General features: G+C 52.3%; 21 protein-coding genes and 2 tRNA genes. All 23 read right to left on the bottom strand.

Translation table 11 applies throughout. The annotated features are described in order from the left end of the window. Positions 1-359 precede the first annotated feature (359 nt). A complete protein-coding gene (gene lysS, locus KNP02_RS13280; RefSeq protein WP_214709912.1) occupies positions 360-1,850 on the bottom strand; it encodes a lysine--tRNA ligase in 1,491 nt (496 codons plus the stop codon). Positions 1,851-1,995: 145 nt separating this feature from the next. Further along, on the bottom strand, positions 1,996-2,934 hold the full coding sequence (gene dusB, locus KNP02_RS13285; RefSeq protein WP_233005531.1) for a tRNA dihydrouridine synthase DusB: 939 nt from the start codon (positions 2,932-2,934) through the stop codon (positions 1,996-1,998). 79 nt (positions 2,935-3,013) lie between these two features. Then, on the bottom strand, positions 3,014-3,517 hold the full coding sequence (gene folK, locus KNP02_RS13290) for a 2-amino-4-hydroxy-6-hydroxymethyldihydropteridine diphosphokinase (protein WP_214709908.1): 504 nt from the start codon (positions 3,515-3,517) through the stop codon (positions 3,014-3,016). After that, positions 3,514-3,879 carry a dihydroneopterin aldolase gene (gene folB, locus KNP02_RS13295; protein WP_214709906.1) on the bottom strand — a complete coding sequence of 122 codons (366 nt, stop codon included), beginning with the start codon at positions 3,877-3,879 and terminating at the stop codon, positions 3,514-3,516. Before folB ends, folK begins: the two co-directional genes overlap by 4 nt. Continuing rightward, positions 3,872-4,657: a dihydropteroate synthase gene (gene folP / locus KNP02_RS13300; RefSeq protein WP_214709904.1), complete on the bottom strand. Its 786-nt coding sequence runs from the start codon at positions 4,655-4,657 to the stop codon at positions 3,872-3,874. The genes folB and folP overlap by 8 nt, the downstream gene beginning before the upstream one ends. Further along, on the bottom strand, positions 4,654-5,484 hold the full coding sequence (locus KNP02_RS13305) for an aminotransferase class IV (RefSeq protein ID WP_214709902.1): 831 nt from the start codon (positions 5,482-5,484) through the stop codon (positions 4,654-4,656). The genes folP and KNP02_RS13305 overlap by 4 nt, the downstream gene beginning before the upstream one ends. Beyond that, positions 5,468-6,052 (bottom strand): aminodeoxychorismate/anthranilate synthase component II, encoded by a 585-nt coding sequence (gene pabA / locus KNP02_RS13310; RefSeq protein WP_214709900.1) that lies wholly within the window; start codon positions 6,050-6,052, stop codon positions 5,468-5,470. The genes KNP02_RS13305 and pabA overlap by 17 nt, the downstream gene beginning before the upstream one ends. Continuing rightward, the gene (locus tag KNP02_RS13315) at positions 6,049-7,428 is read right to left on the bottom strand and encodes an anthranilate synthase component I family protein (protein WP_214709898.1); all 1,380 of its coding nucleotides are present in this window, start codon (positions 7,426-7,428) and stop codon (positions 6,049-6,051) included. Before KNP02_RS13315 ends, pabA begins: the two co-directional genes overlap by 4 nt. A 94-nt stretch (positions 7,429-7,522) precedes the next feature. Continuing rightward, positions 7,523-8,476 carry a cysteine synthase A gene (gene cysK, locus KNP02_RS13320; protein ID WP_021068192.1) on the bottom strand — a complete coding sequence of 318 codons (954 nt, stop codon included), beginning with the start codon at positions 8,474-8,476 and terminating at the stop codon, positions 7,523-7,525. A gap of 86 nt (positions 8,477-8,562) precedes the next feature. After that, positions 8,563-9,489 (bottom strand): Hsp33 family molecular chaperone HslO, encoded by a 927-nt coding sequence (gene hslO / locus KNP02_RS13325; RefSeq protein WP_051627654.1) that lies wholly within the window; start codon positions 9,487-9,489, stop codon positions 8,563-8,565. Positions 9,490-9,509: 20 nt separating this feature from the next. Beyond that, positions 9,510-10,274 (bottom strand): type III pantothenate kinase, encoded by a 765-nt coding sequence (locus KNP02_RS13330; RefSeq protein WP_021068190.1) that lies wholly within the window; start codon positions 10,272-10,274, stop codon positions 9,510-9,512. Between the two features lie 94 nt (positions 10,275-10,368). After that, entirely contained in the window at positions 10,369-12,396 is a 2,028-nt protein-coding gene (gene ftsH / locus KNP02_RS13335; protein WP_214709896.1) for an ATP-dependent zinc metalloprotease FtsH, read from the bottom strand. Between the two features lie 105 nt (positions 12,397-12,501). Continuing rightward, positions 12,502-13,047, bottom strand: a complete 546-nt coding sequence (gene hpt / locus KNP02_RS13340) for a hypoxanthine phosphoribosyltransferase (protein WP_021068188.1) — start codon at positions 13,045-13,047, stop codon at positions 12,502-12,504. Positions 13,048-13,082: 35 nt separating this feature from the next. Beyond that, positions 13,083-14,312 carry a tRNA lysidine(34) synthetase TilS gene (gene tilS, locus KNP02_RS13345; protein ID WP_058765137.1) on the bottom strand — a complete coding sequence of 410 codons (1,230 nt, stop codon included), beginning with the start codon at positions 14,310-14,312 and terminating at the stop codon, positions 13,083-13,085. 68 nt (positions 14,313-14,380) lie between these two features. Further along, positions 14,381-14,452: transfer RNA gene (locus KNP02_RS13350), tRNA-Glu, on the bottom strand. 9 nt (positions 14,453-14,461) lie between these two features. Next, positions 14,462-14,538, bottom strand: a tRNA-Met gene (locus KNP02_RS13355). 142 nt (positions 14,539-14,680) lie between these two features. After that, the gene (locus KNP02_RS13360; protein ID WP_214709894.1) at positions 14,681-17,083 is read right to left on the bottom strand and encodes a YhgE/Pip domain-containing protein; all 2,403 of its coding nucleotides are present in this window, start codon (positions 17,081-17,083) and stop codon (positions 14,681-14,683) included. A gap of 210 nt (positions 17,084-17,293) precedes the next feature. Next, positions 17,294-17,830, bottom strand: a complete 537-nt coding sequence (locus KNP02_RS13365; RefSeq protein ID WP_034781804.1) for a S1 domain-containing RNA-binding protein — start codon at positions 17,828-17,830, stop codon at positions 17,294-17,296. A gap of 74 nt (positions 17,831-17,904) precedes the next feature. Continuing rightward, a complete protein-coding gene (locus KNP02_RS13370) occupies positions 17,905-18,279 on the bottom strand; it encodes an FtsB family cell division protein (RefSeq protein ID WP_034781803.1) in 375 nt (124 codons plus the stop codon). A gap of 45 nt (positions 18,280-18,324) precedes the next feature. Continuing rightward, the gene (locus KNP02_RS13375) at positions 18,325-18,597 is read right to left on the bottom strand and encodes an RNA-binding S4 domain-containing protein (RefSeq protein WP_021065741.1); all 273 of its coding nucleotides are present in this window, start codon (positions 18,595-18,597) and stop codon (positions 18,325-18,327) included. Further along, positions 18,594-20,009 (bottom strand): bifunctional methyltransferase/pyrophosphohydrolase YabN, encoded by a 1,416-nt coding sequence (gene yabN, locus KNP02_RS13380; RefSeq protein ID WP_214709892.1) that lies wholly within the window; start codon positions 20,007-20,009, stop codon positions 18,594-18,596. Before yabN ends, KNP02_RS13375 begins: the two co-directional genes overlap by 4 nt. A gap of 1 nt (position 20,010) precedes the next feature. Beyond that, positions 20,011-21,558: a polysaccharide biosynthesis protein gene (locus tag KNP02_RS13385; RefSeq protein ID WP_214709890.1), complete on the bottom strand. Its 1,548-nt coding sequence runs from the start codon at positions 21,556-21,558 to the stop codon at positions 20,011-20,013. Then, the gene (gene mfd / locus KNP02_RS13390; RefSeq protein WP_214709888.1) at positions 21,542-25,066 is read right to left on the bottom strand and encodes a transcription-repair coupling factor; all 3,525 of its coding nucleotides are present in this window, start codon (positions 25,064-25,066) and stop codon (positions 21,542-21,544) included. The genes KNP02_RS13385 and mfd overlap by 17 nt, the downstream gene beginning before the upstream one ends. Positions 25,067-25,101 lie beyond the last annotated feature (35 nt).

Below are 25,101 nucleotides of genomic sequence, written 5' to 3' on the forward strand. Positions count from 1 at the left end.
TCCTGAGCCAGGATCAAACTCTCCAAAGAATTTGATATAGCTCTTTAAAAATGACGAAGCTTGCGCTTCATTCAAAAATTGTAAAACTTATTTTTGCCTCATCGTTCAGTTTTCAAAGTTCGTCTGTCGCTCATTGGCGACTCTTAAAATAATACAAGTCATCGACACAGTTGTCAACCACTTTTTTTATTCTTTTCCGCTGCCATCAGCGGCAACGTTTATTACTTTACCGCATCCCTAAATAGAACGCAAGAGTTTTTGCAAAAGTTTTTCTAAAAAAGTTTTTAGCTTCTTTAAACTGGCAACCTTCTCCATAGAAAAACCTCTCGCCCGTAAGAGCGAGAGGTTAAAACGATTCTTTACTGTTGGTGTCTCATCGTCGGGAACAATAGAACATCACGAATCGATGGTGCATTCGTCAACAACATGACGAGGCGATCGATTCCGATTCCAAGACCACCCGTTGGTGGCATTCCGTATTCGAGCGCCTCAAGGAAATCGTTGTCCAATTCATGGGCTTCGTCATTCCCTGCTTCTTTCTCAAGAAGTTGAGCTTCGAAACGCTCACGCTGATCAATCGGATCATTCAATTCCGTGAAGGCGTTCGCATGTTCACGACGAACGATGAACAATTCAAATCGATCCGTGAAGCGTGGATCTGTATCGTTCTTTTTCGCCAATGGCGATACTTCGACAGGGTGACCTGTGACAAACGTCGGTTGTAACAATGTTTCTTCGACTTTCTGCTCAAAGAATTCATTGACGATGTGACCGAATGTCATGTGGTCTTGAATCTCGACACCGTGCTCTTTTGCAAGCGCACGTGCATCTTCATCAGACATCTGTTGCCAGAAATCGACGCCTGTTTCTTCTTTAACCAAGTCGACCATGTGCGCACGTTTCCAACCGATAGCCAAATGAATCGTATCTTCTCCATATTGAACGTCCGTCGTGGCAAGCACTTCTTGGGCTACGTGAGCTACGAGTTCTTCCGTCAAATCCATGATGTCATTATAGTCCGCATACGCTTCATACAATTCAATCATCGTGAACTCTGGGTTATGACGTGTTGAGATCCCCTCATTACGGAAGACACGGCCAATCTCATACACGCGCTCGAGACCACCGACAATCAAGCGCTTCAAATGAAGCTCGATGGCGATCCGCATATATAATTCCATATCAAGTGCATTATGGTGCGTCAAGAACGGACGGGCCGCCGCTCCACCTGCGATTGTATGCAACATCGGCGTTTCGACTTCCAAGTAACCGCGATGGTTCAAGAAATTCCGAATTTCCGAGATGATGCGGCTACGCAGAATAAACGTTTGACGCGAATCGTTATTCGTAATTAAATCCAAATAACGTTGACGATAGCGTTGCTCAACATCTTTTAAGCCATGGTATTTATCAGGAAGCGGACGAAGTGCTTTTGTTAAGAGATCGAACTCTTCAACATGAATCGACAATTCGCCGACGTTCGTCTTGAACAACTTCCCTTTCACACCGACGATGTCACCAAGGTCAGATGATTTGAATAAATCGAACGGTTCGTCACCTACGTCATTTTTACGAACGTAAATTTGGATTTGTCCTGTGACGTCTTGGATGTGGGCAAAAAAGACTTTCCCTTTTCCACGTTTCGTCATGATTCGTCCGGCAAGCGTCACTTCGACGTCTTGTTCGGCCAAGGCTTCTTTTTCAATCGCCTCATATTGTTCATGTAATTCACCGGCGTGGGCAGAACGTTCGAACCGACGTCCGAACGGGTCAAGCCCTTGTTCACGCATCTCGGTCATTTTTTCAAACCGAACCTGCATTTGATCGTTCATTTCCAACTCGTGACTCACTACTCCATTCACTCCTCTATACGTATTGGGGATGTCTAATAAAAAACTGTCAGCCTCACGGCCAACAGCACAGCCTAAACCGTTTGCTTGTGTGGTTCACTTTTTCGCCAAACAAGCTTACCACAAATCAATTTTTTTCACTAGTTCACACTTCTTGCATTTGTCGCTCGAGCTGTTCCACAAAATGATACAACACGATGCCAAAAGCATCTCGCGATTCCGTTTCGTTGATTTGCTTCCGAACCGGGCCGCTGCCTTTCAACCCTTTCAAGTACCACGCCGCATGTTGACGCATCTCGCGAACGGCCGTCACTTCTCCTTTGATGGCAATCAAGCGATCGAGGTGCAACATACAGATGTCGATTTTTTCACGCGCCGCTGGTTCTGGCGGAAGTTCACCCGTTTCCAAATACTGCACCGTTTGATACAGCATCCATGGGTTACCAAGTGCTGCCCGCCCGATCATGACGGCATCGACACCGTAGTGATCAATCGCATGTTTTGCTTCTTGAGGTGTCGAGATATCGCCGTTACCGATAATCGGAACCGTCGCAATCTTCTTGGCTTCGCCAATCCAATCCCAATTCGCTGTTCCTTCATATTGTTGAGACCGCGTACGACCATGAATCGCAATCGCCGCCGCTCCTCCAGATTGAGCCGCCCGAACATTGTCGAGAATATAAATATGGTCTTCGTCCCAACCGAGGCGCATTTTGACCGTGACCGGCTTATCGACCGCTTGCGACACGGCGTTCACCATCTCATAAACTTTATCCGGGTCAAGCAACCATTTGGCACCCGCCTCACACTTCGTGACTTTCGGGACTGGACAACCCATATTGATATCAATGATGTCCGCATTCGTGTTTTGATCCACGTACTGGGCCGCTCTGACGAGTGTGTCTTTCGAACCACCAAAAATCTGAAGGCTAAGCGGTTTTTCCCGTTCATCGACGTAGAGCATCCGGAGCGTTCTTGCGTTCTCCAATAAAATCCCTTTATCGCTGACCATTTCAGCACAGACGAGTCCCGCGCCAAATTCTTTAGCGATCAAACGAAACGCAGGGTTTGTCACTCCGGCCATCGGGGCAAGGACGGCGCGGTTCTTTATATCGATATTACCAATTTTGAACCCTGACACTTCTCCACTTCCTTTGCTAACGTTAAACCGAGTTGACCAATGATTGTAACGGTCCGAGACGGACGACATCTTGCCGTTCCGACTCAGGGAGGGCTTCAAGTAATGCCCGCACCGTCATTCCCTTTACCTCGACCACCGGAGCAATCTCCGCGAACGGGGCAAGGACAAAAGCGCGTTCATGCATCCGTGGATGCGGAACAGTTAACTGCTTCGATTGTATATCTTCGCTGTTATAGACCAAGATGTCAAGGTCGATTGTACGCGGTCCGTTTTTAAATAACCGCTCTCTCCCTAGGTCCCGTTCAATCTGTTGGAGTTGAAGCAAGGCCGCTTCCGCAGAAAAGGACGGCTCGACTTCGACGACCATATTGTAGAAAGATGGCTGATCTGTGTATCCGACCGGAGCCGTCTCATATACGGACGACTCTTTCATCACCTGAAGACCGTTTGCCGCCATCGCTTGAATCGCTTCTGCCAGATAGTTGGCACGCTCCCCAATGTTCGATCCCAGCGCTACGTACATCATACGTTCCGTCTCCGTGTCATCTCGATTGCGACTGAGTCATAATGACCCGGGATGGGCGGGTCCGGCTTGATCACTTTGACGGTGACGCTTTGAATCTTGTCGCTGTGGGCCAAGACAGCCGTCGTGATGCGCTCGCCCAGCGTCTCGAGCAGATTGACCGGCTCCCCAGTGACGATGTCTTCCGTCAATTGATAGAGTCCCGCGTAACTGACGCCGTCTGCCAAATCGTCCGATTGTCCGGCCGGCGCCAAATCCAACTCACACATTAAATCGATGTTGAACCGTTGACCGAGTCGATTCTCTTCTGCAAACACACCGTGATAGCCATAAAAACGCATCCCATCCACAAACATCTTATCCAATTTGTCCGCCTCCCAGCATCGCGTCCATCATGAGTGACGCTCGTTTATTCTCTCGTACGTCATGGACCCGAATCCACGCACAGCCTTTCATGATACCTAGACACGTCGTCGCCAGTGTCCCTTCCAGTCGTTCTTCGGTCGGTAGATCAAGCGCTTGCCCGATGAATGATTTCCGCGACGTCCCGAGTAACACCGGATAACCGAGGTTCGTGATCACGTCGAGTCGATTCATCAGTTCCATGTTTTGCGCATAGTCTTTCGCAAAGCCGATTCCCGGGTCTAACCAAATCATCTCATCCGGCACACCTGCCGCTTGAGCGATTTCAATCGATTCATACAAGTCACCGACGACCTCCTCGATGAAATGTCCATAATTTCGATTGTCGCGATTGTGCATCAAAATGATAGGAACATTAAACGCCCGTGCCACTTGTGCCATCGATTGATCACCCCACTTCGAGCCCCAGACGTCATTGATGATATCGGCCCCGGCTTCTAATGCTGCCTTTGCCACCACCGGTTTGTACGTATCGATCGAGATGAGCACGTCGAGCTCTTGCTTCAGTTGACGAATGACAGGAATGACTCGCTCGATTTCTTCTTCCGCCGAGACGAACCGGGCTCCCGGCCGTGTCGATTCCCCGCCGATATCAATCGCGTCCGCTCCGTCTTGAACGAGTTGCTTGGCGTGAGCGACCGCCTGTTCGAGCGCCGTATACCGTCCTCCGTCCGAAAACGAATCCGGTGTCACATTTAAAATTCCCATGATTTTTGTCATCGCGTTCCTTCCCTTTCAATCGCATGCAACAAGACAGACCAACATGCTTTAAATTTTGCTCCGTCTTTTCCTGGATAACTGTTCCCGGCATAGTCTGTGACCGGAGCAATCTGTTGAACCGAATTGGTCAACCAAATCTCGTCTGCCTGTGTAAGTTCAGCAAACGTCACATCACGTTCCTTCACATCAAACGTATCCATCACCCAACGTCGCGTGACCCCAGCCAGAGGTCCCGTCGCGAGCGGCGTCGTCCAAAGTTGGTCAGCTTCGACCCAAAAGACGTTCGAAACGAGCCCTTCTACGACATGTCCTGAGTCATCGGCGAACAGTCCTTCCGCCTCCCGATCAACGAGCATGCGCTTCCCTAATATATTGTTCATATAATGATGGGATTTTAAGCGGAATGCTGCTTCGGGCCGACTTCTCGGAAACGGGATGGCTTCCAGCCGTTTTTCCGTGGGCTGGAACGATTCCGGTAACGGCTTGACGAGCAGTGTCACGTTCGGACGAGTGTAGCGTCCGTCGTAGAGTCCAAGTGGCGCCACCCCCGCGGACACGTTCAAGCGCACATACAGGTTCGGGGTCCCGTTTTGACGAACGACGTCTTGAATCGCCTGCTCCATCCCTTGTTTCGTATACGGTAAATCAATCCATAGTTCCGCTAAGCTCTTTTCGAGACGTTCCCAGTGAAGATCAAACAAGAACGGGATGCCATTGAACGTTCGAAACGTCTCGAACAGGCCCATCCCATATAAAAATCCGTGATCTTCCACCGGAATCGTTACTTCAGAGTTGCCCCGCAGTTCCCCGTTATGCCAAAGCCACATGACGATACACCTCGACGAAATTACGAATCATGTCTTTGCCGTGTTCTGTCAAAATCGCTTCCGGATGAAACTGCACCCCTTCAATCGGTAACGTTTCATGCCGGAGTGCCATAATCTCTCCTAGGCTCGTCTCGGCCGTGACTTGCAAGCACGATGGCAGCGAGTCTCGTTCGACTGCGAGCGAATGGTAGCGTGTCACGATTGTCTGTTGCGGGATGCCGTTAAACAGCGTGTTTCCGTCATGTTGAATCGCTGACGTCTTGCCATGCATGAGCCGCTCGGCATGGACGACTTTTCCGCCGAACGCTTGAGCAATCGCTTGATGTCCGAGACAGACGCCAAGGATTGGAAGGCGACCGGCAAACGCCTGAATCGCGTCGATACTGACGCCTGCCTCGTTAGGTGTACACGGGCCAGGCGAAATGACGAGATAACTTGGGGCGAGCGCTTCAATTTCCTCGATCGTGATGTCATCGTTACGACGGACGACGAGTTGTTCACCGAGCTCCCCAAAGTATTGAACTAAATTGTATGTGAACGAGTCATAGTTATCGATGAGTAAAATCATACTGTCGCCTCCGTCATTTCTTTCGCCGTCCATAGCGCTTTCGCCTTGGAAAGTGATTCGGCGTACTCCGCTTCAGGATCCGAATCGATCACAATCCCGGCACCCGCCTGAACATGGGCGATTCCGTCCTTCACGACCATCGTCCGAATCGTGATGTTGAACACGAGGTTATCATCCCAACTAAGCCAGCCGTATGAGCCGGTGTAAATCCCACGCCGGACCGGTTCGAGTTCCTCGATGATTTCCATCGTCCGGATTTTCGGCGCCCCGGTGATGGTACCGCCCGGGAACATCGCGCCGAGTGCTTCGGCTCCCGATACGCCGTCCCGCATCAAACCGCGCACGTTCGAGACAATATGTTGGACGTGCGAGTACTTCTCGATGACCATCAGTTCATCGACATGCACTGTCCCGTAAGCCGCGACTTTGCCCAAGTCGTTTCGTTCAAGGTCGACGAGCATGACGTGTTCGGCCCGCTCTTTCTCATTGTCGAGCAGCGTCCGAGCCAGTTCCAGATCTTCCGCCTCATCCCGGCCTCGCGGTCTCGTTCCGGCGATCGGACGGGTCGAGATGGCGGCGCCATGTTTTTCAATCAACAGTTCTGGTGAAGCCGACACCATCGTGAGCGAGTCGTCAACGAAATAACCCATATACGGTGAAGGGTTCACTTTCCGGAGCGTGTCGTAGATGTGACGCGGGTGTGCGAGCAGCGGTTCCGACTGCCGGACGCTCAAATTCACTTGGAACACATCGCCCTCGACGATGTAGTCTTGAATCTTTTGAACGGCCGCAACGAATTCATCCTGTGACAGCGAACGGGATCGCTCGACCGTTCCGCTCGCGACCTGTGGGAACGCATAGTGCGTCTCAGTGTGCCAGAGGGCGACAAAGCGATCGAGTTTCACTTCTAACTGATCGTCCGTCGTAACGAGCATATATAAAAGTGACTCTTCTTCATCGAAGACCGCTACTTCATCGAACAGCAAGAACGAGACGTCCGGTGTCGCCAAATCGTCTGCTGCCTGCCGTGGTAAACGTTCGAGGGTACGGGCTACATCATAGCTCACATAGCCGATCATCCCGCCAAAAAACGGGGGAGCGCCAGCTGGCCGCTCGGTGGCGTACCGGGTCCGGATTGTTTCGACGATGTCGAGCGGGTCACCGTACAGTGTTTCCGTCGCCTCTACTGTGACGAACGTTCCGACCCCATCTTTCAGGTGAAGCGTAGCGAACGGTTCAATCCCGGCCATCGTATAGCGACCGACTCGTCCACTCTCTAGCCACGCGTAGTTGTTCTTTCCTTCCGTCAATGTCATATATGTGTCGTACATCTTCTCTTTTGTCATGCTCATGGTTTTGAACGCTGTTCGTCTCACGCCACATTCCCCCGTTCCACTGATTCATGCCTTTAATTGTACACAAGAAAAGGCAGTTACCGAAAGAAGTTGTCTCCCGGTAACTGCCGTTTGCTTATGAGCGAACGCTATCTGATTCTTCATCGAATTGATAGAGCGGTGTGCTGAGGTAGCGTTCTCCGTTTGACGGGATGATTGCCAGCACGTTTTTGCCTTTGCCGAGACGTTTGGCCGTATCGACAGCGGCTGCGATGGCCGCACCTGACGAGATGCCTCCGAGCACGCCGTTCGTTTTGGCCGCAAGACGTGCGTATTCGAACGCCTGATCGGTCGTGATTTGAAGGACACCTTCATAAATCTCCGTATCGAGAATCGACGGGATGAACCCGGCCCCGATCCCTTGGATTTTATGCGGGCCTGGTTTACCACCCGACAAGACCGGTGAATCGACCGGTTCGACCGCTAGGATTTGAACGTTCGGATAGTGGGCTTTCAACACTTTACCCGCTCCCGTGATTGTTCCGCCTGTCCCGACGCCGGCGATGAACGCATCGACTTGAAGACCTGACGCATCGAACGCGTCGACGATTTCAGGTCCCGTCGTCATCTCGTGCACGTTCGGGTTGGCTTCATTGTTAAACTGCTGCGGGAGGAAATAACCGTTTTGTTCAGCCTCTTCCGTCGCACGGCGAATCGCTCCGCCCATCCCTTCAGGACCCGGCGTCAAAATGAGTTCGGCACCGTAGCCACGAAGCAAATTGCGACGTTCCATGCTCATCGTTTCCGGCATGACCAAAATCGCTTTATAGCCTTTGGCCGCACTGACCATGGCGAGACCGATTCCCGTGTTCCCACTGGTCGGTTCGATAATCGTATCTCCTGGTTTCAAGACCCCTTCTCGTTCAGCCGCTTCAATCATAGCGAGCGCGATCCGGTCTTTTACGCTAGAGCCCGGGTTCATATACTCCAATTTCAAGTAAACCGTGGCATCTTCAGCGCCAGTCAATCCGTTCAACTTCACAATCGGTGTCTTTCCAATCAAGTCTGTTACTGAATCTACGATACGCATTTCATTTCCTCCTCCATAATTCCGACTATTCCGATATTGTAATCATACCCTATCAGATTCAAAATATGCAATTTGGAGTAAAGCGGTCAACGTGCTTGTTGTTTCATCGTTTCTAATTGTTCCGCCGAGAAGTGGTATTTCTCGCCGCAGAAGTGACAAACCGCTTCAGCGCCGCCATCCTCTTCAATCATGTGACGAATCTCTTCGGCACCGAGCCCGATAATCGCGCTTTCCATACGGTCGCGGCCACATGTGCAATTGAATTGGACCGGTTTTTGATCCAACACTTCGAGGCTGTCGCCAAGGAGCATATGGAGCATTTCTTCCGGTGTTTTCTCTTCACCGATGAGGACCGACACTGGCGGGAACGTCTTGAGCGCCTGTTCAAGCGCTTGAATCGTCTCTTCTGACGCATCCGGCATCAATTGAACGATAATGCCACCGGCCGCAAGAATCGATTCATCTTCCGGGAGGACGAGCACACCCGCACCGACGACTGACGGCACTTGTTCTGACGTCGCGAAGTAGTACGTGAAGTCTTCGCTAATCTCACCCGTTTGAATCTCAGACGAGCCGCCGACAAAGTCTTTCAAACCGAGGTCTTTAATGACCGAGATCGTCCCGCGTCCGACGGCTTCACCGACTTTCAACTTTGTCAAACCGTGATCATTCACAAACGTGCCGCCTTCGACACGAGGATGTGACACGTAACCGCGCACGTCTCCCGCCGTATCGGCATCGACGATGATTTTCCCGATTGGTCCATCGCCTTCGACTTTGAGCGTCACGCGAGCGGCGCCTTTTTGCATCGCACCGATCATCGTCCCGATCGTCATCGTGCGACCGAGCGCTGCTGAAGCGACCGGTGTCGTCTGGTGACGGAGTTGCGTTTCAAAGATTGTTTTTGTCGTCCGGACGGCAAACGCGCGGACTTCCCCGTTGAACCCGAGGGCACGGACGAGGTAATCGGCTTTCATTTGGTCAAGTAATGCTTGTTGTTCTGGTTGAATCATATCGAGTAACTCCTTTAAGTTTATTTCTGGTTGCGCTCATAGATGAGACGAAGCCCATCGAGCGTCAAAAATGAATCGACGACATCAATCGTCTCTGCATGCTCGCTAATCAAACGCGCGAGACCGCCCGTGGCAATCACGGTCGCTTCTCCGACTTCACGCTTCATACGACCGACAATGCCATCGACTTGTGCGACATAGCCGTAATACGTCCCGGACTGCATCGCTTGAATTGTATTTTTCCCAACGACCGTAGGCGGTGTCGCGAGCTCGATGCGCGGCAGCTTGGCCGCCCGTTGATAGAGCGCCTCGACCGAAATCATGATCCCCGGTGAAATGATGCCTCCGTGATAACGGCGGTTCTCATCAATATAGCAGTACGTCGTCGCCGTTCCGAAATCGACGATGATGAGCGGTCCATCATACTTGGCAATTCCAGCAACCGCGTTGACGATGCGGTCCGCTCCGACTTCACGCGGATTATCAACATGAATGTCGAGACCGGTTTTTACGCCGGGACCGACGACAATCGGTCGGACGTTAAAGTAGCGCTGCGACATCTGCTCGAGCGGAAAGATGACCGGCGGAACGACCGAAGACAGAATCACACCGTCAATCTGATCGAATGAGACGTTCGAATGATCGAACAGTGATTTCACGAGCATGCCGTATTCATCGGTCGTTTTCGTGCGGTCTGTCGAGATGCGCCAATGATGGACGAGTGTCTCGCCGTCATACATCCCAAGGACAATATTTGTATTCCCAACATCAATCACTAAAATCATGATAGCGTTCCTCACTTTGTTGTCAATTACAGTTCGCTCGAATTATAACACGAAAAAAGACGAATGCCTTGTTTAGGGCATTCGTCTCTTACACTTACCGTGATTCGTTGTTCGGGCGTTCCGTCGGTGTCGCTTCCGGCTTATCGCCTTCAGGGACAACATCCGGCTTCGCTTCTTGAACGACTCCAGGCTGATCGATGACTTGTCCGTGCTTGACGGCCGCCTCATCTTTCTTCGCTTCGTCGCTTGCATCATCTTTCGATGGTTCAGACGGCTCTTCCGGTTCGTGCGGAAGATATTCGCGCGTCTTAATCAAGTGACGAATCTGTTTCGAATCGAGCGTCTCGACTTCGAGCAACGTCTTCGCGACGAGTTCGAGATCGTCTCTACGATCCGTCAAGATTTGTTTCGCTTTCGCGTAACAACGGTTGATGATATCACGAATCTCGAGGTCGATGTCTTGTGCAATCGCATCCGAGTAGTTCTGTTCCGTTTGGAAGTCACGGCCAAGGAAGACTTGTCCACCATGGTTCGACCCAAGTTGGAGCGGCCCGAGCTTGTCGCTCATCCCGTAATCCATGACCATCTTCCGGGCGATACCAGTCGCACGTTGGAAATCATTGCTTGCTCCTGTTGACACTTCACCGAAGATGACGTCTTCCGCCACGCGGCCCCCGAGGAGACCGACGATTTTATCTTCAAGCTCAGGTTTCGTCATGAAGTAGCGATCTTCTTTTGGAAGCATGACGACATAGCCGCCTGCGTTACCGCGAGGAACGATCGTCACTTTATGCACTTCATCTGCATTCTCAAGTTCAATCCCGATAATCGTATGACCCGCTTCATGATAGGCGACGATTTGGCGTTCTTTCTCCGAGATGACACGGCTCTTCTTAGAAGGACCGGCGATGACGCGGTCAATCGCTTCCTCAACATCCACGACTGATACCGCTGAACGGTCAGACCGGGCTGCGACGAGCGCTGCTTCGTTCAATAAGTTTTCAAGGTCGGCACCTGAGAATCCAGGTGTCCGTTGCGCGATCGACTTCAAGTCGACTGTCGAATCAAGTGGCTTGTTGCGCGCATGAACTTTGAGTACCGCTTCACGGCCTTTAACATCCGGACGATCAACCGTGATTTGACGGTCAAAACGGCCTGGACGAAGAAGGGCCGGGTCAAGAATATCCGGACGGTTCGTCGCGGCAATCATGATAATGCCTTCGTTGTCACTGAATCCATCCATCTCGACAAGAAGTTGGTTAAGCGTTTGTTCACGCTCGTCATGGCCACCACCGAGGCCGGCGCCACGTTGACGTCCGACCGCATCGATTTCATCGATAAAGATGATACACGGTGCGTTCTTTTTCGCATTCTCGAACAAGTCACGTACACGTGACGCCCCGACACCGACGAACATTTCGACGAAGTCAGAACCTGAGATTGAGAAGAACGGTACACCGGCTTCTCCTGCAGCTGCACGAGCGAGCAATGTTTTACCTGTTCCCGGAGGACCGACAAGCAAGACACCTTTCGGAATCCGTGCCCCGAGTTTCGAGAACTTACGTGGGTCTTTCAAGAATTCAACGACTTCGATGAGCTCTTGCTTCTCTTCATCCGCTCCGGCAACGTCTTCAAACGTCACACGGCGCTTCTCTTGATCGTATAGTTTTGCCTTCGATTTCCCGAAGTTCATCACACGACCGCCACCTCCGCCACCTTGGGCTTGGTTAAGCAAGAAGAAGAATAAGATGAAGATGATGATGAACGGTAAGATCGCAAACACGATGCTAAACCAGTTCCCACTCGACTCCGCCTCTTCGATTTGGATGTCAGTATCCGCGCGAAGTGACGAAAGCACTTCGGCGTATTCGGCCTCGTTGGCCGGGATATTCGTTTCAAAACGCTGATCTTCGTCTCCTGTTAGATCTCCTGTAATTGAGATAGCTCCCGGAATTTCTTGTACGGTTGCCGTTTCAATCCGACCTTCTTCCACATATTCCAAGAACTTCGAATACGTAAGCGTCTCGCTCTGGCTATTCGGGTTTTGTAAATATTGAAGGAACAAGATCAAGGCTAGGAAAATCACACCGAAAACTAAGGTGTTTTTCACTGCACGATTCATTCTCTGCCTCCTATTCCGAGAAACGATGTTCTCGCCCATTCAGTATATGTGTATACTTTGGGTATTTCTTTTATCTTAACACGACGCATTTTCAAAAGAAAAACGTTAGCCCCCGTAAATGCTCGGCTTGAGCACACCGACGTACGGAAGGTTACGATATTTCTCTTCGTAATCGAGACCATAGCCGACAACAAACTCGTGCGGAATAACGAAACCGCTATAATCTGCCGACAATCCGTTCTTGCGGCCCGTCGGTTTATCGAGAAGCGTCACGATTTTAACCGATTTGGCTTTGCGGTACTTGAGCAGGTCGACGAGATAGCCGAGCGTGAGTCCACTATCAATGATATCTTCTACAATCAAGATGTCGCGTCCTTCTACAGATGTATTTAAATCTTTCTCAATTTTAACTTCACCCGTCGATGACGTTCCGCCATGATACGTCGACACGTCCATGAAATCCATTTCTAAATGGATGTCCATTTCTTTGACGAGGTCTGACATGAATGGCATCGCACCTTTTAACACGCAGACGAGGAGTGGAAACTCTTCTTTATATTCTTCGCTAAGTGTTGTAGCGAGTTCTTTCACTTTACCTTGAATCTCTTCGCTTGAAATCAGTACTTTCTCCATATCGTTCATTAATGACATCTTAAAATCCTCCTCTTTCTTATCCGACACAATCATCATTTTACCATTAATCGTGGGCACATCGCACCCGACTTATCCGGAAAATCGGAAACTCTTACCCCTACTATAGCGATAATCCGTCCCGTTGCGTCAACTACCAATGGGACAAAAGGCCGTTTTTCTCGCGGAATCTTCGCGTCAATGAAGATGCGGGCGACTTTTTTCGTCCCGATGGACAGTTTCATCGCGTCCCCAGCCTCGACAGAGCGGATGATCAACGGCAACTCGATCGCCTCGAGCGGGATGCCGTCCGTATCATCCTCAACGTCTAGTGAGAATAATGAAGTCCCGAACACTACATGCGCTGGGAAGGTCGTTACCACTTGTTTGTGTGGGGCTAGGAGCGATTGACCAGTTGCCTGTAATGATAAGAGCCCGTCTTGTTTCCGCAGGCCCCATGACCCCTCTAAGTCGAAGTGGCCAGAACCTTGGGCACTCGTTAACAGACGGTCGATCGCGGTCCCCACCTCTACCCCGTAGCGCATTGATAGCAGGCGCCCGACGGTGTATCGTTCGACAGGATTTAGACACATCAAGTTATCCGATTTCACGTGAAACGCTTTCATCTCGAGTCGCACGTTGTCCTGGATCCAATTCTCCATCTGTCGGTAGCGGGTCCGCCACAATTCGCGTTGATGCCGAGCTGTTTCGCTCACAACTTGAACAAGATCCGGTTGCGACGCGAGGAGCTGGGGCACGATCTGATGCCGCACTTGATTGCGCAAATATTCGGTCGTGGCGTTGCTCGCATCTTCCCTCCATTCAAGTCCGTATCGTTTGGCATAGGCAATCAGTTCCCGCTTCGGTTCCGATAAGAGCGGACGAACGAGTTCTCCTCCTGCGAACGGACGACGCTCAGGAATCCCCGTCACTTCGACGACGTTACGCTGCAGTTGAATGAGGACGGTCTCGAGTTGGTCATCCGCGTGATGGGCCGTCATCAGTTGTGTATAGTCGAACTTCTGCATAACCTGTTCAAAGAACGCATATCGTGCCGTCCGGTAACTCGCCTGCGAACCGCCGTTCGGGAAAGCGAGCCGTTTGCCATGAAATGGCACGTCGTACTTGTCGGCCAAACGTCGCACAAATTCATACTCTTCATCCGACTCGGGACGCAGTCCATGATGGACATGGGCCACGCCCACTTCCATACCGTTCCGAATGACCCGATCCAACAAGACGACCGAATCGATTCCACCGGACACGGCAACCAATACTCTCGTCATCCGTCCGCCTCCTTGATATAACAAAAGAAGCCATCTCGAGTGAGATGGCTTCTTTTCGCTTAGGTAAGTGACCCGTACGGGATTCGAACCCGTGTTACCGCCGTGAAAGGGCGGTGTCTTAACCGCTTGACCAACGGGCCTAAATAAAATGGTAGCGGCGGAGGGAGTCGAACCCACGACCTCACGGGTATGAACCGTACGCTCTAGCCAGCTGAGCTACACCGCCATGTTATTGTTGTGTCCTAAGCACATTTTCTATAATAACCAGTACCCACGCCAGTGTCAATTCTTTTTTAAAAGTTTTTTCACAAAAAAATCGTGTATAGTGTCGTCTTATCCACTATACACGATTTTCAGTTCGTTGTGCATCACGCTTCTGACGTCGTCAGCCGATATTTTTTCTTCCAAGCGATGCGGAAATATCCCCATAGCAGGAAGAAGCAAGCGGTTGAGACGAACGCCAAATAGATGATTGCTTGTTGCAGGTAGCTCCAGCCGTCCGCTGACAAGATTTCTTTATAGCCCGATACGGTGTATGTCATCGGCAACCAGGCGTTAAACGGTTGGAGGGCGCTCGGAATCAGTTCGAGCGGGAACGTTCCAGCCGACGTCGTCAATTGAAGGATCAATAAGACGATGGCTACGAAACGGCCCGGATTTCCGAGCGTCGTGACGAGTAGCTGCACGATTAAGAGGAACGTGATGCTGACGAGCCAACTGAATCCGAAGAACTGGAGCGGCGCCTCGACTTCAAGTCCGAGCAACATGACCATCGCCACATCCAAGACGAGCGCTTGAATAAATCCGATAACGAGCAACACACCTGATTTTGAGACGAGCCATGACAGGCTACGTTTCGGTTTTCCAGCCGGATCGTACAGCGGATAGACGATCGAGAGCAAGAGCGCCCCGACGAATAGTCCGAGTGACATGAAGTACGGTGCAAAACCCGTTCCGTAGTTCGGGACCTTGTGAATCGATTCGTTGACGACCGTGACCGGTCCGGCCATCATGTCGACGTTATCGTCTCGGATGTCGATCGCGGCCGCTTCGGCCCCATCGGCGAGCGCGTCCCGTAACTTGCTGTTACCAGCCGCAAGTTCGGACACTCCGTCTGCGAGCTGGTCGCTACCTGACTGGAGGTCTTTACCGCCCTCTGCCAAACGTACAGCCCCGTTCGCGAGTGTATTCGTGCCCGCGCCGGCGCTCTTCGCCCCGTCTGCGAGTTTCGAACTCCCCTCTGACAAGGCGCCCGTCGCCTCGGTCAACTGCGTACTGCCGGACGCGAGTTCGGCGGTCCCGTCTTTCAACGCTCCGACGCCGGCGTTTAAGCGATTGCTTGCCGAAGCCAACTCTTTCGAACTCACGGCTGCCGTTTGCGCCCCTTGTTCCACTTGGGTCGACCCATCCGCCAACGCCTGTGCCCCGCTTGCGAGTTCGGCTTGTCCGTCACGTAACGTCACCAGTCCCGAAGCGAGTTCATTGGCACCAGCCTCTGCTTGCGTCAATCCGTCACCGAGCGCGGCCTGTCCTTCTTTCACACGCGTCGCTCCCGCGGACAGTGCATCGAATCCAGCGGCTGTCGCTGTTTGACCTTCCGCCAATTGGGCCACAATCGCCTGTAGCATCTCTGGTGAAGCAGGTTGCCCTGCCTCGGCGAGTGCTGACAGCTGGGTCATCAACTGATCTTGACTGGCCAACACTTCTGTTTTCATCTGACCGATTCCGGCCACGAGTTCCGTCTCTCCTGCCATCAAGGCGGCATTCCCTTCTTTCGCCGCCGTCATCGCGGCCACCAATTCATTTGAACCGGCACTCAATTGCTCACTGCCGTCCTTCGAACGCTGAATCCCGGCCGCGAGTTGTTGAACGCCTTGATTGAGAGAAGCCGTCCCGCTGTGCAATTCCTCCAACTTCGAGGCGAACGTGTCTGTCCCTTCGACAAGTTGGCTCGTTCCGTCTTGAAGGGCAGACGCCCCGTCATTCACTTGACGTGCCCCGTCTGATAAGGCGGCGCTACCTGCATAAACTTGCTGGCTTCCCTTCGCCAACTCCGTCGTCCCTGTCTCGAGTTGGGCCACACCTTCATTCAGCCGACTCGCCCCGTCAGCCAATTCTTGTTGTTTTGAAGCGAGCAATGCGGTCCCGTCGGCCAATTGGGTCGCCCCCTGTTCGGCCGTCTGCGATCCATCTGCTAGTTTTCCCGCCCCAGCCGCCGCTTCATCGAGTCCAGCAGCGGCATCTTGAATCCCGTCACGCATCGCACTGACGTACTGTTTCGCGACTTCGGTCGACAGTTCACCTTTCACTTGCTCCATCGCGGAACCGCCGATTTGAGCCGCTAAAAAGTTATACGATTCATTGGCGATATATTTGAGTTCAAGCTTCTCAGGTTGTTCGCTGAGCGCCGTCGTCGCTTTTTCTGAGAAGTTTGCCGGAATCTCAATCGCCATGTAATAGTCATGATCGTTCAACCCTGACTCGGCTTCTTGTTTCGTCGTCTCGATAAATTCGAACGCCTCAGACGTCTTTAACTTCTCAACGAGTTCGTCCCCGACGGCAAGTTGCTCCCCGTCGAACGTCGCTCCCTGGTCTTCGTTCACGATCGCCACCGGCAAGTCTTTCATCTGTCCATACGGATCCCAAAACGCCCATAAGAACATCCCGGCATACATGAGCGGGACGAGTGCGACCGCGAGAATCGGGACCCAGACCCGAGGATTCTTCCCGATGCTTCTCCATTCCGCCAACCACAGTTTCCATCCATTCATTTTCATTCTCACCTTTCACTTATAAAACATAACTATTTTTTCATGTTCCCTATTGTGCTCGCTTCTCCGAAAAAATGCAACCCTTTTTAGTTATTTTTCATAACAAAAAAAGAATCAAAAAAAACCACAGACTATAAAAGTCTGTGGTTCGTCGTCTTCTTGAGGAAGACCGTCTATCGTTACGAGTAGAAGCTGATGGTTTACGAAGGGTTACCCGCGCTTGGCTCCACGTCCACCGCGTTTTGAGTCGGTTTGACGTTTTAACGTTGTCAAGCGCTCGTCGCTATCTTTCAAGAACTTGCTCATCAACGTATCGAACGTTTCTGGTTCACGGCGTACTTCACGACGTCCGCCGCCACCACGTGGACCGCCACCGCGAGGACCGCCGCCACCGCGTGGGCCACCTTGTCCTGGACCACCTGGGCGTGGGCCGCCTTGACCCGGGCCGCCTGGGCGTGGGCCACGAGAGAAACGCTCGCCGGCTGGGCGCTCTGGGCGTTCACTGACAGGACGATCGACGGCCTTTTTGATAGACAACCCGATTTTGCCATCGTTTTCGACGTTCAAGATTTTGACCGTCACTTCTTGACCGACCGTTAGAACCTCATTGATGTCTTTGACGTAAGAATCTGCCACTTCACTGATGTGCACCAAACCCGTTTTGCCATTTGGAAGCTCTACGAACGCTCCGAAATGCGTAATCCCTGTAACCTTACCTTGTACCTTGCTTCCTACTTCAATTGACATAAAATAATGTACTCCTTTTTTGATTGATTCCCTACAATTATACGAGTCGATTCGTCAACGGTCAACGAACCCACTTATTCCTCTGGTGAGAAGTAAAAAATAATCTCGCCATCTTTCGAGAACAACAACTCGTTGCGCGCTAGATTGGCGATGTATTCTTCGTCTTGTAAACGCTCGACCTGCTCTTTTAGTTCTGACTGTTCGTCCTTCGTTTCCCGAAGTTCGACTTGCGCTTCATTTTGTTTCCGTTCTTGCTCGGACACATATCCGACTTTCGAGAAGTAACTCTGACCGATGAAGACAATCATCAACAAAAAGAGAAGCGAGGCTGCAGCCAGGCGGCGTCGAAGATGGATACGTTGCCGGTTCTGTTCTTTTTCCAGCTGTTCTCTTCGTTCATCAAGAGCCCGAATCCGCTGTTTGCGTTCCATCGGGTTACGTCCATTCATCGAATCACCTTCCTCCTGTCCTGTTACGTTCAGTATACCTTTTTTTTACGCTTCCGTACCACTGTTCACCTTTTCTTCTTTGAGCAAGCGGTACATTTCTTTCGCGTCCTCTTTTCGAGCATGCTCGGCAATCGAGTCGATGACAACCGTGACGAGCTTGTTTCCGAAGCGAATTTGCAACTCGTCACCGACTTTGACGTCCGTGCTCGCTTTCGCTACTTGTCCGTTCAACTGAATTCGGCCTTGGTCGGCAACTTCTTTCGCCAATGTGCGCCGTTTAATCAAACGGGATACTTTCAAAAACTTGTCTAATCTCATAATCCCTTCTCCTTCGCTTCATCCCAGAGCCGATCCATCTCGTCGAGCGTCATCTCGTCGAGGGAGCCGTTCGCTTCAATGTATTCGAATCGTCTCTTAAATTTTTGGTTGGTCCGTTCGAGCGCCTGCTCAGCGTTCAACTTGAAATAGCGCGCCACGTTGACGATTGAGAACAGGACATCGCCAAGTTCTCGTTCATCTTCCGGCTGACTTTTCCACTCGCGGAGTTCTTCTTCCAACTTCTCGAACGCACCTTGAACATCGTCCCATTCGAAACCGACTTGTGCAGCTTTTTTCTGCAACTGCTCGGCCCGCATCAACCCGGGTTGAGTCATGAGGACACCATCTAGCTGCGATTTTCTTTTTTCCCCTTTTTCCACTTGTTTAATCGCATTCCAATTCGTCACGACGTCATCGGCATCGTTTACTGTCACGTCACCGAACACGTGGGGGTGACGGCGGACCATCTTCTCGCTGACGGCGCCAATGACGTCCCGGATATCAAAATAGCCTTCGTCCGCCCCGATTTGGGCGTGGAGCATGACTTGAAGCAAAACGTCACCGAGCTCTTCGACAATGGCATCATCGTCTTCCGCGTCAATCGCTTCAATCAACTCATATGCTTCTTCAAGCAAATATTTGCGGAGCGACTCGTGCGTCTGCTTCCGATCCCATGGGCACCCGTCCGGTCCGCGGAGCGTCGCAATGATATGCTTCAACGTCGAAAACTCGCGCGCCAAATGCGTCTCATCCATGAGCGGCGGCACATAGAGCGTCGTCAAGTTGTCGACTTCTGCCACGCGGTCCATCTCGTAGAGCGGGATTTCACTGACCCGCTCGCGTTTCGTCCCGGCGGCCGTCACGAGTTTAACGATGTGCTCATCTGGATAACGTTCCATCAACTGGACTTTCACGTCTCCGGCCACGAACCCGTCATACACTTGACCAATCAATACGTGTTGAGTCACTTGAATCCGTTCGACATCGAGCGCGGTCGCATCGAGTAATTGGAAGCCGTTGATTGGATCGATGCGGAGGGCTTGGAACATGGCGTCCAAAAAGCTCTGACCGCCGAGGAACGTGACGTCCGCACCTTGTTCGACGAGTAGCTCGACCGTCCGCTCCGCCACGAACGGATGTCCCGGTACGGCATAGGTGATGGCTAGCTCTTCACTCTTTTCAAGCAACGTCTCAACGATTTGTCGGTAGACGTCCTCGAACGTGTCACTCGCTTCGTAAATCGCATCAAACGATTCGAACGTCACGCCTTCCGCCTCAAGTTCGCTGACGACAGGGTGTTCTTTCGTGCGCAACCAAACGAGTGGTTGCTGCTTCAAATGACGATAGACACCGAGCGGTAGTTGATCAAGTTCGCCAGACCCGAGGCCGACGACCGTAATTCCGTAACTCATATCAGTTCTCCTTTTTTTCTAGCAGATTGATGAGACGACCTCCGAACGGGATCATTTCCCACTCGTCTATCGTCAAGATTTGTTCTTTCCATAACCGCCAGACATAAATGCCGGCCCCGAGCACGAGCATGAAGACGAGCCAGATGAGGGCATCGAGACGATTTGGCAGCCAGTTCATTATGATGACATTCAAACCGAACAAGACACCCCCCATTGGCGCCACCGTTTTGATGATACGCCCATAGTGTCGAAATCGGAGCATGCCAAGCGGAATGATTTGATCAAGCCGATTGAAATTGAACGCGGCCATCGTTAAAAAGGCAAGGGATGTCCCGAGGGCAGCCCCTTCGATGCCATAGGGAGGGACGAGCCACAGATTGCTGACGAGTTTGACACCGATCGCAAGAATCATACCGACAGCAGCTGTGCGTTCCCGATCAATCGCCTGTAGACACGTCATGCTCGCCACGGCAAGCGAAGCAGCAAACGTACTTGTCGCCAACAGAACGAGTGCCATTGTCCCAGCGGCATTTTCGAATAAGGCAATGTTTAATGGAAGCATGACACCCATCAAGCCGATGGTGGCCGCTGCGGCGACCGTTGTCGTCACGCGAATCATCGAACTGAGTCCGGAAGAGGTCGCTTCGATACGACCGGCACGATAATGCCGCACCAAGTTCGGGACGTTTGCCATCCCGAGCGCCGTCGTGAAAAGAATCGCGAATTGAACGAGCGGATAGCCTCGGTCAAATACCCCTTTGCCGACTTTCGCCGCATAATCCCCGCCCATCAAATTGACAATCGTGAACGAGTCGACGAGTTGCATCCATAAAATCCCGAGCGAGGCGAAGCCAACGGCAAAGCCGGTCGTCAGTAAAATACGAAGGACAGACCGCAACGTCGCACGTTGGACCGGGACGACCCGCAGCTTCTTCGCCCATAACGATAAGATGATAATCGCAACCACACCTCCGACGAGCGTCGCCGCGTACGCGTACCGGCTCAGCGTATAGGCGTCTTGTCCAAAGCGGACACCAATCAACAGAGCGACGAGCAGAACTGTGACACGGACAAGGTTCTCAAGCACTTGCGAGATGGCGCTTGGCCTTAAGTCATCGACCGATTGGAACGAACCGCGGAGCACCGCCAACGCGGGCATAAGCAAATAGCTGAGGCTGATCACGCGTAACGTCGGTGCGAGCTGCATGTCACCGAGAAGACGGGCAATCGCCGGTGCGAGCATCCACATCGCGACGACAAGGGCGAAGCCGAGGCCGAGTAAGACATAAAAACTCCCCCACAACACCTCGAGCTTGCGTCTTGGCCCTTGGGCCCCGACACCAATTTTCGCAATCACGACCGGCATCGCATACATGCCGAGCGAGGCGACGATCGCAGCAAACGGGTATACCGTCTGATAGGCGTATAAGCCAAAGTCTCCCGCGATGTTTTGGTACGGGACCCGATAAGCGAAGCTGATGAATTTTGAAAGATAGCCCGCAAGCGCAAATAAGATGACCCCGGTCGCAAATTTACTTGGCGACCGCATGGGCCAACCTCTTCACAAGCTCCTCGAGTACCGTATCGGCATCGTTCAACAGTTCGATGACCGGCATCCTGCCGCTAAGCGACAACTTGAGAGCACCGTTGTCTTGACCGACGCCAAGTTTCCGACCGAGCGGCATCGTCCACTCCATGAACGATGGCACGTCGAGCGCTGTCGTCGATTCGAGCGACAATACCATCTCAATGCGACCCGGCGTCTGTTTGATGCGGGCCACTTTCGCCATTTCCCCATAAATGCGCAGACGCGTCAGTTGGATGAGGAGGGCGACAGGCTCCGGGAATTCCCCAAACCGTTCGATCAACTCGTCTTGGAGGGCGAACAGCGCCTCTGGTGTATCGACATATTTGAAGCGTTTGTACATCTCGATTTTCAATTCGCTGTCTGACAAATACTCGTCCGGGATATACGCGTCCGCTTGGAACGCAATCTCCGGTTTGAAGACGACTTGTTTCGCCTGGCCGCGCATCCGGTCTTTCCGTTCTTCGATGGCTTCGGACAACATTTGCGAGTATAAGTCGAATCCGACCGAATCGATGAACCCGGACTGTTGAGCCCCGAGCAGATTGCCGGCACCGCGAATCGATAAGTCGCGCATCGCAATCTTGAACCCGCTCCCGAGCTCCGTGAACTCCTTGATGGCCTGTAGCCGGCTCTCCGCGACCTCGGTTAAGCGTTTATCTTTCCGATACGTGAAGTAGGCGTAGGCGATTCGGTTGGAACGACCGACACGACCGCGCAACTGGTACAACTGTGACAGTCCCATCTTGTCCGCATCGTGGACGATGAGCGTGTTCACGTTCGGAATATCGATGCCGGTCTCGATGATCGTCGTCGAGACGAGCACGTCGGCTTCTCCTTCGAGGAAGCTGATAAGCTGGCTCTCGAGTTCAGTCTCGGTCATCCGACCGTGTGCCGTCGCGATCCGTGCTTCCGGTAACAAAGCGCGAATCTCTTCAGCCTTCCGCTCGATACCTTCGACCCGGTTATAGAGGAAGAACGCCTGCCCGCCTCGCGCGAGTTCACGCTCGAGTGCCTCACGCAAGACGATACCGTCGTATTCCATGACGTACGTCTGCACCGGGTAGCGGTTCTCCGGCGGTGTCTCAAGCACTGACAAGTCCCGAATCCCAATCATCGACATGTGGAGCGTCCGCGGGATCGGTGTCGCCGTCAGCGTCAAGACGTCGATATTTGTCTTCAACTGTTTGAGCCGTTCTTTATGCTTAACCCCGAAACGTTGCTCTTCATCGATGATGACGAGTCCGAGGTCGGCGAACGTCACATCTTTCGACAAGACGCGGTGCGTCCCGACGACGACGTCAATCGTCCCTTCCTTTAGACCTTTCTTTGTTGCCGCCATCTCGCTTTTTGAGCGGAAACGGCTCATGACCGAGACGTTGATTGGAAACTCACTGAACCGTTCGAGCATCGTCTCGTAGTGCTGTTGTGCGAGTACGGTCGTCGGCACGAGGAACGCGACTTGCTTCCCAGCAAGCACAGCTTTGAACGCGGCTCGAATCGCCACTTCCGTCTTTCCGTAACCGACATCGCCACAAAGGAGACGGTCCATCGGCCGTGATCGTTCCATATCGGCTTTGATCTCGGCGATGGAACGGACCTGGTCTTCTGTCTCTGCGTACGGGAACGAGCTTTCAAACTGACTCATCTCCTCGTCATCGGTCGGGAACGCATAACCGACGGACGCTTCCCGCGCCGCATACAACTTAATCAGCTCGTCGGCGATATCTTCGACCGATTTGGCGACTTTCGATTTGACCTTCTTCCACTCGGTCCCACCGAGTTTATATATCTTAGGCTCTTTGCCTTCCGCCCCGACGTACTTTTGGACGAGATCGATTTGGTCGACCGGAACGTAGAGCGCATCGTCACCGGCATAGACGAGATGTAAGTAGTCTTGATGAATGCCGCCGACTTCAATCGTTTTGATGCCTAGGTACTTCCCGATCCCGTGATGGATGTGGACGACGTGGTCGTTCGGCTTCAACTCTTGGTAACTTTTAATCCGTTCGGCGTTCGTCAAATTCTTCGTCTGACGTTTTCGCTTCGTGACACGTTTGAACAGCTCTTCTTCGGAGACGACGACGAGGCGACTCGTCGAGAGCTCGAATCCGCCCTCGATTTGTCCGATCATGACGTGGACATGACGCGGCAACAACTCGCCGTCCACATTTGTGAACGTTGACGAGATGCCATAGTCTTCAAGCAATGCTACCACCTTGTCGGCCCGCGTTTGATCCCCTGCTAAGAAGACGAGACGATGGTCACCTTGTTGCCAACGTTCGACTTCTTGCTTCAGCAAGTGCATCTGCCCGTGAAACGCCGGGAGCGGACGGCAACTGAGGTGGACCGTGTTCGTTTCTGGAATCCCCGACCGTCTCGACGGTAGGAGCGAGAACGCCACTTGCTTCAAATCACGAAACACTTTATGCATCGGAACGGCAAGCGTATAGTTGCTGACGGATTCCCCGCGTTCGATGAGCGACGAGAACCATTCGGCTTCCTCGCGATCTTGCACATCGGCGGCGTCTTCAATCCGGGCCACTTCATCTAAAATCAAGACAGCATCCGGTCCGACATAGTCGAGGAGTGTCGAGCTATATAGCAGCGGCGTGTACTTTCCAACTTTTTCGGGCGCCTCACCTCGACCGAACTGTTCGATGTCCCGGGCAATCCCGTCCTCAAGTGCTTGACGAATCGTCTCCGTCTCAATCAACGAGAGCGTCCGATCATATTGACGTTCGAGTGCCTGTCCAGCTTTTTTCAATTGTTCTGTCGAAGCGATAAACTCGGTCGCCGGGGGAATGACCGCTTCGGCGACGACCCCTAGTGAGCGTTGTGTCTCAGCATCAAACGTAAAAATCGAATCGACCTCGGTGTCGAACAAATCGATGCGATACGGACGCGCCTCCGTGAGCGGATAGACATCTAAAATGCTACCGCGGACGGAGAATTCACCCGGTGCGGTGACGGTAGCCGTTCGTTCATATCCGAGCGTGATCAGCGTCTCGGCAAACGGCTTCAAATCAAGCTCTTGACCTGGTTTGATGACTCGATGGCTTGTCCGCCAGTCCGTCGGGCTCGGCATAAAGCGACGTAACCCACCGAGTGGCACGACAAGGACGCCTCCCGTTTCGTCAAGGAGACGTGTTCGAGCTTCAATCCGTGCGGCAAGAAGTTCTGGGCTCGATGTGAGTGACAGTTCTCCAGCGAGCGTCTCATCGATCGGATAAAGCAATGTTTGACTCGGGCCGACGAGCGACTCGAGCTGATCGTACATTTTTTGGGCTTGGTACATGTTATGTGTGACGACCACGAGACGTCGGGGCGAATTTTTCGCCAAACCTGCCAACACGAGCGCTTTGGCACTCGTCGTCAATCCGGTGACGAGTTGACAATCAACTTTTGGCAACCGCTCCCGAATCACATTCGTCTCAGGCAATGCCAACATGAATTTCTCTAAAGCATTCATTTTGATTTCCTCCACCTCATACGACAAAAAAGGGT

This window comes from Exiguobacterium sp. s40 (assembly GCF_018617905.1).
In the GTDB taxonomy this organism is placed as follows: Bacteria; Bacillota; Bacilli; order Exiguobacteriales; family Exiguobacteriaceae; genus Exiguobacterium; species Exiguobacterium mexicanum_A.